The organism is Methanimicrococcus hacksteinii (genome assembly GCF_032714515.1).
Taxonomy (GTDB): Archaea; Halobacteriota; Methanosarcinia; order Methanosarcinales; family Methanosarcinaceae; genus Methanimicrococcus; species Methanimicrococcus hacksteinii.
In genome coordinates, this window is the sequence record NZ_JAWDKC010000030.1 from 1 (window position 1) to 12578 (window position 12578).

Annotated in this window: 12 protein-coding genes and 4 tRNA genes; 3 read left to right on the forward strand and 13 right to left on the reverse strand. The window is 44.3% G+C overall.

Annotated elements, in window-relative coordinates; translation table 11 throughout:
- Window positions 1–80 precede the first annotated feature (80 nt).
- A complete protein-coding gene (locus tag MmiAt1_RS08415; protein WP_318786440.1) occupies window positions 81–443 on the forward strand; it encodes an antibiotic biosynthesis monooxygenase family protein in 363 nt (120 codons plus the stop codon).
- Between the two features lie 139 nt (window positions 444–582).
- Here MmiAt1_RS08415 and MmiAt1_RS08420 read toward each other — a convergent pair.
- From MmiAt1_RS08420 to MmiAt1_RS08460, 9 genes are all read right to left on the reverse strand, one after another.
- Window positions 583–655 (reverse strand) — tRNA-Asn (locus MmiAt1_RS08420).
- Between the two features lie 86 nt (window positions 656–741).
- Window positions 742–814 (reverse strand) — tRNA-Asn (locus MmiAt1_RS08425).
- A 175-nt stretch (window positions 815–989) separates the two neighbouring features.
- Window positions 990–1063, reverse strand: a tRNA-Ile gene (locus MmiAt1_RS08430).
- A gap of 229 nt (window positions 1064–1292) precedes the next feature.
- Window positions 1293–1365 (reverse strand) — tRNA-Asn (locus tag MmiAt1_RS08435).
- A gap of 169 nt (window positions 1366–1534) precedes the next feature.
- Window positions 1535–2638, reverse strand: a complete 1104-nt coding sequence (locus tag MmiAt1_RS08440) for a DUF362 domain-containing protein (RefSeq protein WP_318786441.1) — start codon at window positions 2636–2638, stop codon at window positions 1535–1537.
- 128 nt (window positions 2639–2766) lie between these two features.
- Window positions 2767–3510, reverse strand: coding sequence for a HemK2/MTQ2 family protein methyltransferase (locus tag MmiAt1_RS08445; RefSeq protein ID WP_318786442.1), 744 nt, complete (start codon window positions 3508–3510; stop codon window positions 2767–2769).
- A 239-nt stretch (window positions 3511–3749) separates the two neighbouring features.
- Entirely contained in the window at window positions 3750–4073 is a 324-nt protein-coding gene (locus tag MmiAt1_RS08450; protein ID WP_318786443.1) for a hypothetical protein, read from the reverse strand.
- Window positions 4070–4960, reverse strand: a complete 891-nt coding sequence (gene rsmA / locus MmiAt1_RS08455; protein ID WP_318786444.1) for a 16S rRNA (adenine(1518)-N(6)/adenine(1519)-N(6))-dimethyltransferase RsmA — start codon at window positions 4958–4960, stop codon at window positions 4070–4072. The genes MmiAt1_RS08450 and rsmA overlap by 4 nt, the downstream gene beginning before the upstream one ends.
- A 204-nt stretch (window positions 4961–5164) precedes the next feature.
- A complete protein-coding gene (locus tag MmiAt1_RS08460) occupies window positions 5165–5920 on the reverse strand; it encodes a DUF655 domain-containing protein (protein WP_318786445.1) in 756 nt (251 codons plus the stop codon).
- A gap of 479 nt (window positions 5921–6399) precedes the next feature.
- Between MmiAt1_RS08460 and MmiAt1_RS08465 the strand changes: the two genes are divergently transcribed.
- Window positions 6400–7035: a phosphatase PAP2 family protein gene (locus MmiAt1_RS08465; protein WP_318786446.1), complete on the forward strand. Its 636-nt coding sequence runs from the start codon at window positions 6400–6402 to the stop codon at window positions 7033–7035.
- 108 nt (window positions 7036–7143) lie between these two features.
- Here MmiAt1_RS08465 and MmiAt1_RS08470 read toward each other — a convergent pair whose 3' ends face one another.
- From MmiAt1_RS08470 to priS, 4 genes are all read right to left on the reverse strand, one after another.
- Entirely contained in the window at window positions 7144–7332 is a 189-nt protein-coding gene (locus tag MmiAt1_RS08470; RefSeq protein WP_318786447.1) for a 30S ribosomal protein S27e, read from the reverse strand.
- 5 nt (window positions 7333–7337) lie between these two features.
- Window positions 7338–7616 carry a 50S ribosomal protein L44e gene (locus MmiAt1_RS08475; RefSeq protein ID WP_318786448.1) on the reverse strand — a complete coding sequence of 93 codons (279 nt, stop codon included), beginning with the start codon at window positions 7614–7616 and terminating at the stop codon, window positions 7338–7340.
- A gap of 197 nt (window positions 7617–7813) precedes the next feature.
- The gene (locus tag MmiAt1_RS08480; RefSeq protein ID WP_318786449.1) at window positions 7814–8674 is read right to left on the reverse strand and encodes a DNA replication complex subunit Gins51; all 861 of its coding nucleotides are present in this window, start codon (window positions 8672–8674) and stop codon (window positions 7814–7816) included.
- On the reverse strand, window positions 8664–9884 hold the full coding sequence (priS, locus tag MmiAt1_RS08485; protein WP_318786450.1) for a DNA primase catalytic subunit PriS: 1221 nt from the start codon (window positions 9882–9884) through the stop codon (window positions 8664–8666). Before priS ends, MmiAt1_RS08480 begins: the two co-directional genes overlap by 11 nt.
- 194 nt (window positions 9885–10078) lie before the next feature.
- On the opposite strand from priS, the gene rqcH reads away from it, so the two are divergent.
- Entirely contained in the window at window positions 10079–12523 is a 2445-nt protein-coding gene (gene rqcH, locus MmiAt1_RS08490) for a ribosome rescue protein RqcH (protein ID WP_318786451.1), read from the forward strand.
- The last annotated feature ends 55 nt before the right edge of the window (window positions 12524–12578 follow it).

Genomic DNA, 12578 nt, shown 5'->3' on the forward strand with positions numbered 1-12578 from the left:
AAAGAAACCAAAAAAACAAAAAAAAAAAAAAAAAAAAAAAAAAAAAAAAAAAAAAAAAAAATTAAAAAGGCGGAAATGTGATGATACTTGTCATTTTTGAAGTGACGATTAAAGAAGGCTGCACGGATGACTACCTTGCTGCTGCGGCCAAATTAAAAGAAAAGCTGGCCGAAGCAAAAGGATTCATCCGCGCCGAACGCTTTCAAAGTCTTGCCGAAGAAAGGAAACTGTTAAGCCTCTCAGTATGGGAAAATGAAGAAGCGGTAAATGAATGGCGCAATCTGCCCGAACACAGGCAGAGACAGCAGCAAGGACATGATGTCCTGTTTGAAAGTTATACGATTACCATTGCGTCCGCACTTCGCTCTTATACAGAAACAGATCGGCAGGAAGCGCCGGCGGACAGCACATGCATAACAAATTGTCAAAAGCAAAACGAGTAAACGAATCAGAACAAAACAAGTAAATGAATCGGAAAAATAATAAAAAAATGAAAAACATAAAAAAATGAAAAACATAAAAAAATGAAAAACATAAAAATAAAAATTAACAGAAATTAAAAACACAAAAAAGAAAAACAAGCGCCGCCTACAGGGCTCGAACCTGTGACATTCTGGTTAACAGCCAGACACTCTACCATCTGAGTTAAGGCGGCATTAAGGTTTGGAAAAACTGCGCGAATATATATAAATTTTATGACACTCAAATGCAGCGCGACAAATGAAGCATTGTGTTAAAAAGCGCCGCCTACAGGGCTCGAACCTGTGACATTCTGGTTAACAGCCAGACACTCTACCATCTGAGTTAAGGCGGCATATAAGTTTTTATGACTTTTTTTTGATTTTTTTATGAGTTCTTATTTTGTTCTCATTCGAAGAGAACTTTGAAACGACAAATTGTTTCCGTCGAACTGTGAACCGTATATGAGTAATATATTACTAACAGTTATAATTCATACATTCCGTTATGAAATATATAAGTTTTTTGAGTGGGCCTGACAGGATTTGAACCAGTGACAACTCGGTTATGAGCCGAGCACTCTAACCAACTAAGTTACAGGCCCTTACTGAAAAAGCAAGAATCAATCTGACGAATACGTTTTTTGTTTAAATATTTTCGAATAATCCGCAAAATTTTTTAAAAATGATTTGAAACCGAACCGATTCATATAAAATAAAAAATAATGTAGAATAAATGAAAATATTTCAAAACAACAAGCGTTGCCTGCAGGACTCGAGCCTGTGACATGCCGGATAACAGCCGGACCTGCGATGTTGTCGAAATCAAGGAAGCGCCGCCTACAGGGCTCGAACCTGTGACATTCTGGTTAACAGCCAGACACTCTACCATCTGAGTTAAGGCGGCTCACGTTCTTTGAAGCGAAATATTCAAAGCCCGCAATGATATTTAAACATTGTGAAAAAAGAACGGATTGAAACCGTTTTTCAGGTTTCAATCAACCGAATTATCCGCTTTAAAAATTTTAATCGTCACTCTGAATTAAAATCATCATTTCAAATTTCGATTATTTCTTTCAAATTTCAATCAACTCATATTCCCGAACGCCGAGGCCGACTTCTTCGCCGTATTCCATTTGGCGGCGCCCGTCGACATCTTTCCAAACGCCTTTGAATTTGTCTTCGCCGGGATTGTGATTGTGTCTTAACTTGCTGTTTTCAAATCCGCGGCTTTGGTTGACCAAATCAAAACACGCCTGATCCAAGGCAATCGGATCGTCTGACGCCAAAATACCGATGTCGGGCACAATCGGCGAGTCGCTCCAAGAAGCGCAATCGCAGTCGGGTGTGACGCCCATCACAAAAGTCATGTAGCACACTTTTCCCGGCTTATCTTTAACGGCGCCGTACGCGTATTCAACCATTCTGTCAATGAAGGCGGGAACGCGGTCCCAGTCATGAAAGATCGCGTCTTCGGGACAAATCATGCAGTGGCCGCAGCTGAGGCAGGTCGCGCCGATGATGTGCGCGCCTTCATCCGTCATCTCAATGGAATCTGCCGGACACGCCGCAATGCAGGCGCCGCAGGACGTGCATTTGTCTGTGTCCACTTCCGGCTGCGCCGCTTCATGCTGCTCCCATTTGCCGCGAACGGAAGCGCATCCCATCGCCAAATTCTTAACGGCGCCGCCGAAGCCTGACATCACGTGTCCTTTAAAGTGCGTCAGAACGACCATCGAATCGGCATTGACGATGTCGGCCGCGATTTTGACTTCTTCGAATTCTTTCAAATGGACAGGAACGGAAATTTCGTTGTCGCCTTTCAGTCCGTCGGCGATGATAACCGGAACGTTCAGAGAAGCAAAATTAAAACCGTGGAGAAGCGCGGTTTCAATATGGTCGACCGCGTTTCTGCGGTAGCCGATGTAAAGCGTATTCGTGTCCGTGACAAACGGAGATGCCCCCGCTTCCTTGATGCAGTCCGTCACCGCGCGGACAAAAACCGGATTGATGTATCCATCGTTTCCGCGCTCGCCGAAATGGAGTTTGACGGCAGTTAAATCGCCTTCGGAAAGCAGTTCACCAAAACCTGCGGCGTGAAACAGCCGTTTGATTTTGGAAACTTTGTTGTCGGATGTGCGCCGCGCTCTGAAATTTGTAAAGTAAACATTTGAAGCCATGATAACCCTCTCATGAATTGCGTTTTTGAAATTGAAAATAAATAAAGACAAATAAAGAAATTAAAGATAAATAAAGATGAAGATAAATAAAGATGAAGATAAATTAAAAAGAGTAAGAACAGGAAAACTTAAAGCCGTTTTCCTTTCAAAACAATCAGTTCTTCAAAAGAACATTTTTTTGTACCAACAACTTCTGCCGAAAATCCGTTCTTTTTCATTTCTGTGACTGTTTCATCCAATCCGGTAATGGATGAAATCAAAAGCAAAAAGAATCCGTCCGATTTCAGATAATCGCCGACTTCTTTTAAAAAACGGTCGATGCTGTCGCGGCCTGTTACGCCGCCGTCAAACGCATAATTAAGCATGCCGCTCACTTTTTCATCTTCCGACGTCGGCAAATAAGGCGGGTTGAACAAGATGAGATCAAAACCGAGCGGCGGTTTTGAAGGAGAAACATCTTCAATCGGCGTGTCAATCGACCGAAGATGACGCGATTTTTCAAAAATGTCAAACATATCGGATTCAAACGCGCGGACACCGTTCATCTGCGCGCATTTGACGGCATTCGGATTGATGTCAACCGCAATCAAATCCAAATCAGAAAAATGATTCAAAAGAAAAGCAGAAACAAAACCCGAACCGCAGCCGACTTCAAGCGCGGAAAAAGGATCGTCAAGTTCGAATTGTTCGGCGTGCCGAGCATTTCCGGAATTTTTTTCATAATCGGAAAACTCTTTTACCGCGCAGTCCGCCATCAAAAAAGTATCCTCGGCAGGCTCGTAAACATCTTCCAAAACAGAAACTTTCGTTCCCTTGTATTCGATTTTTGTGACAACGACGGGATCGTTCTCATCAACGGTTTCATCAGCCATATCAGACACCTGTAACAATTATTGATTCACTTTTCAATCATATTCACTTTCAATTATTCGCGTTTCAATTATTCACTTTTTAATTATCCATTTTTTAATTATCATTTTTTAATTATCATTTTTTAATTATCATTTTTAAATTATCATTTTTTAATTATCATTTTTTTAATTATCCACTTTTTTAATTATTCACTTTTTAATTATTCACTTTTTAATTATATTATTTATTTTTCAGTTATTTATTCGCTTTTAATTGTAACCGCAATGAATCCTTTCCTTTCGGATTCACACAGATACTGTTCATAAAGGTCAGGCAAATCCTGCCGTAATTTTTTGGAGTCTAATTTCATCGAAACGGACGGGGCCGTATAACGGATTTTTGAATGGTCAGTCTCAACGTAATCGAGCTCGTTTTCCGCTAATTCGGAAATCAGCATTTCTTTTAATTCCGTTTCCGCGGCTTCTAAATCTTTTCGTTCCGCAACAATCATTTCAAGATCTTTAATAAGTGCGTAAATCCGAGTTCGGGTTTCTTCCGAAACGTCGTCAATATGACGGGTCATGCCTGTCCCTCCGAATTCTTTCCGGACTTGGAATAAAGCAAATTCGAGAAATAAGCAATGTCGGCCGGAGACAATTCCTCGGCACGCATGGACAAGAGGCCGCCGACTGTTTTGTTTAGAAGCGCTTCCGAAACGGGCGCGTCCGATTCAATCAAAAGGGCTTCCAAATTGTTTAAAACGCCTTTCAGGCCGGCAATTTCCGAGTTCAGCGGGCTTCCGAGAAGCGTGTTTTTAATTTTTTTCCGGCGCTGTGAAAACAATGCTTTTGTCACTGAAAAAAAGAAATCTTCGTCCGCGACGGCATATGAAGCGGTCCTCGGAACCAGCCGAATGACAGCGGAATCCACTTTCGGCGCGGGCTCAAAAGATTCCTTCGGCACTTTCAGCACAAAGGAAGCCTCCGTTTTATGCTGAACATGAACGGAAAGGCGCCCGTATTCTTTGCCGCCGGGCGCAGCCGTCAGGCGCTGCGCAAATTCGTATTGATACATCAGAACGGCAAGGTCAAAATCATGCTGCAGAAATTTCAGCGTGACATCCGAAGAAATGGAATAAGGCAAATTGGCAACGATTTTGTTAAAATTCAATTCGGAAAAATCGATATCCATCACGTTTCCGGGAATGATGACAATATTTTCATAAACAGAAAGGCGAGATTTCAAAACATGAATCATCTGAGGATCCAATTCAATAATAATCAGCTTTGAAACGCGCGGCGCAATCCGTTCGCTGAGATTTCCGATGCCGCCGCCGATTTCCAAAACGATGTCGGAAGGTTCCAGCTGAGCGGATTCAACAATTTCATCCAAAGCGGCGGCATCAACCAAAAAATGCTGATCCATTTTGCCGCCTTTAACATGATATTCTTTGAGAATTTGACGAACCATGATTTGTACCGTTGTTTAAAATGAATGAGAATTAAATGAATATGAAATAAATGAATGAAATAAATGAATATGAAATAAATGAATGAAATAAATGAATATGAAATAAATGAATATGCAAAAGAAGAAGCAATAAAATAAAAGAAATGCGGATGAAAATCCGCACTTGTTTCAGAATTTTTGAAATTACTTTTTTTAGAATCTTAATTATTCTCTTCTTCTGCCGTAACCGCCGCCGCCGCTTCCGCGATGACCTTGGCGGCCGCCGTTATTGCCGCTGCCGCTGCCGCTTCCGCCTTCTTCCGGATTCAGCATTGAACGGGACGGGGGCGCCGCAAAGACATAGTATTTTTGACCGCCTTTCATCTCTTCGATAATGCGCTGAACAATCAGCTTTTCGGGATTGTGAAGTGCGGGAACGCGGGCCTTTAAGTCTTCAAAGCCTTCGTACGGTCCTTTTTTGGATTCTTCCAAAACGTCAAGCATCAGTTTTTTGCCGACGCCGGGAAGCAGTTCCAAACTGTTCTGGCGCATGGAAAGCGGCTCGGCTTTGCTGAAAAACTGGATGAAACGGTCTTCGTTTTCTTTGACATAATCTTCCAGCACGAGCGGAAGTTCCAGGACGGCGCCGTGAGACAAATCGTCGTAAGGAATACGGGATTTGACGCGCTCGACATACTCTTCATCCCTGTTGCCGATATGCGTTTTAATATGAACCGGCGGGATTTTGTCTTCGACCGGAATCAATTCCATCAAAATAAGTTTATTGTCGCCGAGTGCGTGAATGAGCGGTTTTTTCTGGTAAACCGGACGGTTATCCGTTTCCCTGCCGTACGGGAGATAATCCAAAACCCAAACCCATTCCTCACGGTCTTCGCGTCCGCTGTCGTGTTTGCGGTCTCCGTGGCGTCTGTGTTCAAACGTGGGGTCTGCTCTCGGTCTGTTCGGGACTTCATCTGTCATAATATACACTCTCCGTTATTGCTGCGGCCGATAAACAAATCCGGCCGACAAACGACGCTGACCGTGCTTAATAATGATAAAAATCAATTAAACCGTATCAGCCTGTTACATCAATAATTTAATTTAATTGCGGTTCTAAATATTATAGTTAAACGATTATATAATTAACACCTTGTGTTTTTTATTTTGTATTAAAAACGGATTAAAAACATATTTCCCTCACCGAAACTCAATTCAGGATTACAGTTTCAGTTTTTTTCTTTGATAATATAATTCAAGATGTGATGGTTCTATTTATACCTCTTCACATATAAATAAAAATCTCAAATCCGAACAGTTCCCCCGCAAAACAGAAGCAAAACAAAAAATGAAATATTAAAAATCCGAAACAAAACAGAAAATAAAACAGAAAATGAGACGAAACGAAACGAAAAATGAGACGGAAACGAAACAGAAAATGAGCGGGAAACGAAAGAGAAATGAATTCGATCATTGAATTGCTGCAGACATTTGACTTTGGGGTCATATTACAGATTTATCAAACCGGCGGAAATCCGTTATTAGATTTCATTGCCGTTCTTTTTTCATACCTCGGCACATTCCGTGCCGGCGCAGTCGTTCTGACAATCATTTTCGCGCTCAGAAAAGAAACGCGCCCCCTGGTATTCGTGCTGATTGTAACCGTATTGGTCAGCAGCGGAATTACCGGCATTTTAAAAGAAATCATTGAGCGCCCGCGCCCGTACGTCGAACTCGGATTAACGGCGGCAGACATGCTCGTGTCAACCCGGCCGCTCGGCTCGTTCCCGTCGGGACATACGACAACGGCATTTGCAGCGGCAACTGTTGCCGCCTATTATTTCAGAAAGTGGGCGTTTCCTGTTTTTCTTTTGGCCTGCATTGCCGGACTGTCACGGATTTATTTGCTGGTCCACTACCCGTCGGATGTGATTGCAGGCGCTGCTGTCGGCATCCTGTCTGCTGTGCTTGTCATTTATGTGTTTGAGCGGGCACAAGAGCAGGAACGAAGGCGAGAGCAAGAGCGGGAGCAAGAGCGGGAACAAGAGCAGGAGCGGCGGCGCGCGCGCGAAAGCAACGAATTTGAAGAAATCTAAAAACCGGCGGTCCGATTTCCTGTTTTAAGAAATGAATGAAACAAAGCGTTCGCTGTTTCAAAAAATTAAAATGAAAAATAAAAAAAGAATGAAAAAAGAAGTCTCGAATTATTCGAGGACTTCAAGAATGTGGGTGGTAATGTTTGATTTACCGCCGGTGCATTCGGATAAGGTTCTTCCGCAAACGTTGCAGACGACCTTTCTGCTTGCACTGCCGAAAATGATTTGTTCGTTTTCGCAGTCATTGCATTTGACGCGCAAGAATCTGCTTTTGGGTTTGTTTGTATAATCTGCCATTTGACTCACTCCACAAATTCGAATTTCTTTGCTCTAAAGCCTTTTCTCTGGTGCGCTTTTTTGCATTCTGTGCATCTGTATTTAAGCGCAACTTTCTTGGTCGGTTTGTCGCCGCCGGGAACTTTAGAGAATTTACCGGAGTTACCGATACCGGTTTGTCTTTTCTTTTGTCTGGCAATCATTGTAAGAGAGGAGGCTTTGCCTTTTTTGACTCTCTCCAAATCAACTTCCGTGTGCTTTTTGCAGAACGGGCAATAAGTTTTAATGGTTTTCGGCATCTTCATGATGTTTCACCTGCGATTCCTGTTAACATTCACGGGATAGGCCCCGCGAAATCAAATAAAGTATAAAAGGATCCGTTGTCGGAATGGATACTGTCGGCCGCGCGCTTTTGTTAAAACAATACGCCGGTTCTCACAATCAATATCGAGACGCACATCCGAGTCAAGACAAGAAGATGCAAATCATTTGACTTGCAACATCAGGACTCCGGATTGCCTTCGGAACTGCCGGTCATACCTAAGGCGACGCCGCGCTTAATCAGCAGATTTGCATTTGCAGCCGGCAATTCGACCACATCCTGCGCACGCAGCTGATAAGTACGTTTATCTTCGCCCATAAATTCAGGTAAATCCTTTAATATTCGGACAAGAACGTAATTCTCATTTATAAGATTTGCGGAAGTTTCCGCCGACGGGGCAGATGCGCCAGGAGATGAATTTGAAACAGAATCGGAGCCGGAACCGCCGAGGTTGGAATCGGAACTGCCGAGATTGGAACCGGAACTGCCGGGGCCGGAACCGGAATTGCCGGAGCCGGAACCGTCAAAACCCGAGTTTGATTCGGATTTTTGACCCGATTTTGATTCACTCTTTTGACTCTGTTTTTGAATCGGCATTTGGCCTTTGGATTCCGTTTTAAAAACGGGTTTATCGGCATCTTCGCCGTCCGCCAAATCCGCGAGAAGTGCGGCGCGTGCTTTTAAGATGGCCTGAAGAACATCTTCGTAAAGCTCCTGCTCTTCCGGGAGCAGTTTATCCAGATCTTTTTTCAAAAGAATATTTTTAGAATTTGTAAAAGCGCCTGAAGTTGCGCGCTCAACGACTTTTCCTGCGCGTTTCATGAAAACGGTTTCTGTGTCCGTCACAAGGCCGGAGAGTTCGTCTTCAAGCATTTTGTATTCAACAGAACGGGGACGGCCGATTTTCATCATCTCCGCTTCCAGTTCTTTGGCAGCGGTTGCCGCGGTTGAATAAAAGTCGGACGAAATCGGTTTTAAATCGCGGGTTTTTTCCCGGCGAACCGTTTGCTTGACCTCTTCGAGCGTTTTATCAATATCCATAATTTGCAACTCCCCTGCACATCAAGTATACAGCGGCGTATTCGGGAAGTTCGATGTTTCCCTCAACGACGGAAAATTCCTGCCCGTTCAATGAGAATGAGAACGGACGCTGAATTCGAACCTTCGTCGGCTTATCACCAAAAGCCAGCGAATCCGTCAGCGGATCGTAACCGGGCAGCTGTTCCAGCGACAAAGTCTGAACTTCAAATCCGGAACCGCCGTGAAGCGACCCCGGGAATCGAATCAGCCTTTTAATATCGCCCGTCACCGGCTCGTCAACACTTGCGCCGGCATCGACACCGAATTCTGCCACAGTTTTTTGAACAATATACTCAATAATGTTTTTAAACCCTTTCACATCAAAATCCAGACGGCCTTTTTCTAAAATGTCGTCAAGAACGGATTCGTCGGCGGCATATTCCGCCAGTTTTTTCAGCGTTGTGTCGCCCGCAATTTTATTTTCTTTCAAATCTTTAAACATTTCTTTTTTCTCTTTTTGAGATTCTGTTCTCAGATAATCCGTCACATAATTTGCAATGCGTTTTCCCCAGCCGTTTTCGTGTCCTTCCAAAACCCATTTCGTCGGGATTTTACCGCGCCGGCCCATGAATTCTTTAGAGCCCGAGCCGGTATCGCCGACCATGGCGACTTCTTTGAAGAAAAACTTGAAATCCAAATCGCGCCCGCTGATATAATTCACAACTTCACGGCGCTCGGCGCTGTCGAGCTGAGAAATTTTATCGTCATAAATGTGGAAGTGATAACCGCGCCCGCCCGAAAAAACGAGTTCAATATTGTTTTCGGAAAATCCGAAGTCATCGATCAGAAAATCGGCGAGTTTGAGCGATTCTGCTTTGACGTGATCCAGCATATCCGAATACGTCATCTTCGCGCCCGGCAGGTGGTCGGCGTCCAAATCGAAAATCAGATCAGCACCCTTCCAGCCCTTCTGGTCCATACGCGGCGCGCCCGGCATATCGTAATAGGCGACGGAATAATAGACGTGTGCCGGCGCCATGCCGATGAGATATTCGGAAACTTCGTTGAAAGATCCGAAATATTTGTGGCGCTTCATCACGACATCGGGCATCGGATCAAAAGAAATGAAACCCCATTCGCGGGATGTAAATGACGGCGGCATCTGAAGGTCTAAATTCTTGTAGTGCGATTGAAATTTCGCTTTTAAGAAACGCTTTGTCAGCTCGTCCATAGTGTGTCGTACCGCCTGAAAATTAAAAAATTACTGGTTTGAATTGTGTTGGTTTGAATGTGTTGGTTCGAATTTGATGTTTTGAAAATGCTTTAAGATTTACTTTGATTCCCTGAATCTCAAGATTTCAAACTCTGAATGTTGATAATATTTATAGACATTTTGTTATTATATATCTTTTAATGAAACAGGAAATGACGAGCGCCGATGTGGCGGCGATTGTTGCGGAATTAACGGCCGGCGAAACGACATTGCTTGACGCGAAAGTCGAAAAAATATATCAGCCGGACGAAAATGAAATCCGTTTAAATTTATTTGTCAGAGGCCAAGGCCGCGTGAATTTAATTATTGAAAGCGGCAAGCGTCTGCACATGAGCAGGTATCTGAAAGAATCACCGAAAGTGGCGCAAAGCTTCCCGATGCTTCTTCGAAAGTATATCATGGGCGCAAGAATCATTTCAATCGAGCAGCACGAATTTGACAGAATCGTTAAAATCGGCTTAATGCGCGGCGGCGAAGAAAGCATCCTGATTGCCGAACTCTTTTCAAAAGGCAATATCATTTTGACCGACAAAGAAGGAAAAATCATTCTGCCGATGAAGCCCGTCACGTTCAAAGAACGAAGAATCCGGTCCGGCGAAATTTACGAACTTCCGAAAAACCAAATCAATCCGATGAAAACAACAATCCCCGAGATGAAAGAAATTCTGTCGGCATCGGACAGAGACGCGATTCGAACACTTGCAAATCAGTTCAACCTCGGCGGCCTTTATTCCGAAGAAGTTTTCAAAAGATGCGACATCGATAAAACAAAACCGGCCGCCGAATTAACGGACGGCGAAATTCAAATTATTTACGACACAATCAATGAAATGCTCGACCCGATTCGAAACAGCAATTTCAGCCCGCGTTTGATTTTGAAAGAAAAGAAAGAAAAAGGGAAGTCGGATTCGAAAGAAAACTCAGAAAATCCGAATGCGGCTTTGGCTGAGGCGGGCGGCGCGGCAGCCGGCGGCAGCGCAGCAACAGCGGCAGATGACAGCAATGCGGCGGCGGCAGCAGCGGACAGCAATGCGGCAGCGGCAGTAGTAGTGGAGAGTAATGCGGCGGCAGCAGCAGGCAACAGCACGGAAACGGAAGGTAGCAGTGCCCCCGTTCGCGTAGCGAACGGATGTGATGAGAAAGAGCAGATGCATGCGGTAACAACGCCTGACTCTGCCGGCACAAGCACAGACAGCGCAAATACAAATGCAAGCAGCGCAGATGAGACCGGCAGCGCAGCAGCAGACACAGGCACACAACCAGAAACGCCTGAATTCGTCCTCCCCCCGAACATGGAAATCGCGGATGTTGTCGCTTTAGACTTGGCGCAATACAAAGACATGCCTTTCATCGCATTCAAAACATTTTCGGAAGCGCTGGACGAAGCTTTCGGCAAAGCCGCGCTGAAAGTGGTTGAAACGAAAAAAGAAGAAGTCAAGCAGGACAAAAAGCTCGGCATTTACGAGCGCCGTTTGAAACAGCAAACGGACACGATTGAGAAATTCGACCGCGAAATCGAAAAGAACACAAAAATTGCCGAGTCGATTTATTCCAATTACGCTTTCGTCGAGTCAATCCTGAATGTTTTAAACGCGTCGCGCGACAAAGGTTATTCATGGGATGAAATTAAGAAAATTATTGAAAACGCGAAAAAGGAAAATTCGAACGAAGCCGCGAAAGCAATCCTTTCGATTCAGCCGGCTGAGGCGTCTGTGACGGTGGATTTAAAAGAGTACAAAGCCGTCCTTGACATCCGGAAAACAATTCCTCAGAACGCGAACGTCTATTACGACCAGGCCAAAAAGTTTGAGAAAAAGAAAGAAGGCGCGATAAAAGCGCTTGCCGACACGCAGGCAATTATTGAAAAGAAAGAAAAGGAAAAGAAGGAAGACAAATCCAAAGGAACGGAATTCGTGCTCAAACGAAAGAAACACTGGTATGACCGCTTCAAATGGTTCATCTCTTCTGACGGCTTTTTGGTTGTCGGCGGCCGTGATTCCGATTCCAACGAAGAAATTTTCAAGAAATATATGGAAAAGCGCGACTACGTTTTCCACACCCAATATCCCGGCGCGCCGCTGACGGTTGTCAAAAGTGAAGGAAAAGAGGTTCCCGAAAACACGCTTTATGAAGCCGCAACGTTTGCCGTTTCCCACTCAACGCTTTGGAAAAGCGGCGGCGCATCCGGCGACTGTTACATGATTAAAGGCGACCAGGTTTCAAAAACGCCGGAAACCGGCGAATATGTCCCGAAAGGATCCTTCATCATCAGAGGCGAGCGCCGCTACTTTGAAGACGTGCCGCTCGAACTTGCCGTCGGCTTGGAATTCAAACCCGAAACCAGAGCAATCGGCGGCCCGATTTCGGCCGTCACGAAAAACGGTTCTTACGTTTGCGAAATTGTCCCCGGAAAATTCAATCAGAACGATTTGTCAAAGAAAATTTATCGCGCGTATACGGATTTAATCAAGGACCAGAAGTTTTTGAAACAAATCGCGTCTCCCGATTTGATTGCGATGGTGATGCCGCCGGGAGAGTCGGATATTCGGAAAGGTCCTGAGGGTGTGAAACAAAATCCAAAAATTGAAAATGAATAATCGGATTTTTCAAAGTTATGAAAAAGGCTGCAGCTCGCGCGCGGCAGCAAGCTTA

Coding starts and splice junctions, on each gene's coding strand:
- MmiAt1_RS08415 (WP_318786440.1), top strand. CDS start 81: ATGATACTTGTCATTTTTGAAGTGACGATTAAAGAAGGCTGCACGGAT.
- MmiAt1_RS08440 (WP_318786441.1), bottom strand. CDS start 2,638: ATGGCTTCAAATGTTTACTTTACAAATTTCAGAGCGCGGCGCACATCC.
- MmiAt1_RS08445 (WP_318786442.1), bottom strand. CDS start 3,510: ATGGCTGATGAAACCGTTGATGAGAACGATCCCGTCGTTGTCACAAAA.
- MmiAt1_RS08450 (WP_318786443.1), bottom strand. CDS start 4,073: ATGACCCGTCATATTGACGACGTTTCGGAAGAAACCCGAACTCGGATT.
- rsmA (WP_318786444.1), bottom strand. CDS start 4,960: ATGGTTCGTCAAATTCTCAAAGAATATCATGTTAAAGGCGGCAAAATG.
- MmiAt1_RS08460 (WP_318786445.1), bottom strand. CDS start 5,920: ATGACAGATGAAGTCCCGAACAGACCGAGAGCAGACCCCACGTTTGAA.
- MmiAt1_RS08465 (WP_318786446.1), top strand. CDS start 6,400: ATGAATTCGATCATTGAATTGCTGCAGACATTTGACTTTGGGGTCATA.
- MmiAt1_RS08470 (WP_318786447.1), bottom strand. CDS start 7,332: ATGGCAGATTATACAAACAAACCCAAAAGCAGATTCTTGCGCGTCAAA.
- MmiAt1_RS08475 (WP_318786448.1), bottom strand. CDS start 7,616: ATGAAGATGCCGAAAACCATTAAAACTTATTGCCCGTTCTGCAAAAAG.
- MmiAt1_RS08480 (WP_318786449.1), bottom strand. CDS start 8,674: ATGGATATTGATAAAACGCTCGAAGAGGTCAAGCAAACGGTTCGCCGG.
- priS (WP_318786450.1), bottom strand. CDS start 9,884: ATGGACGAGCTGACAAAGCGTTTCTTAAAAGCGAAATTTCAATCGCAC.
- rqcH (WP_318786451.1), top strand. CDS start 10,079: ATGACGAGCGCCGATGTGGCGGCGATTGTTGCGGAATTAACGGCCGGC.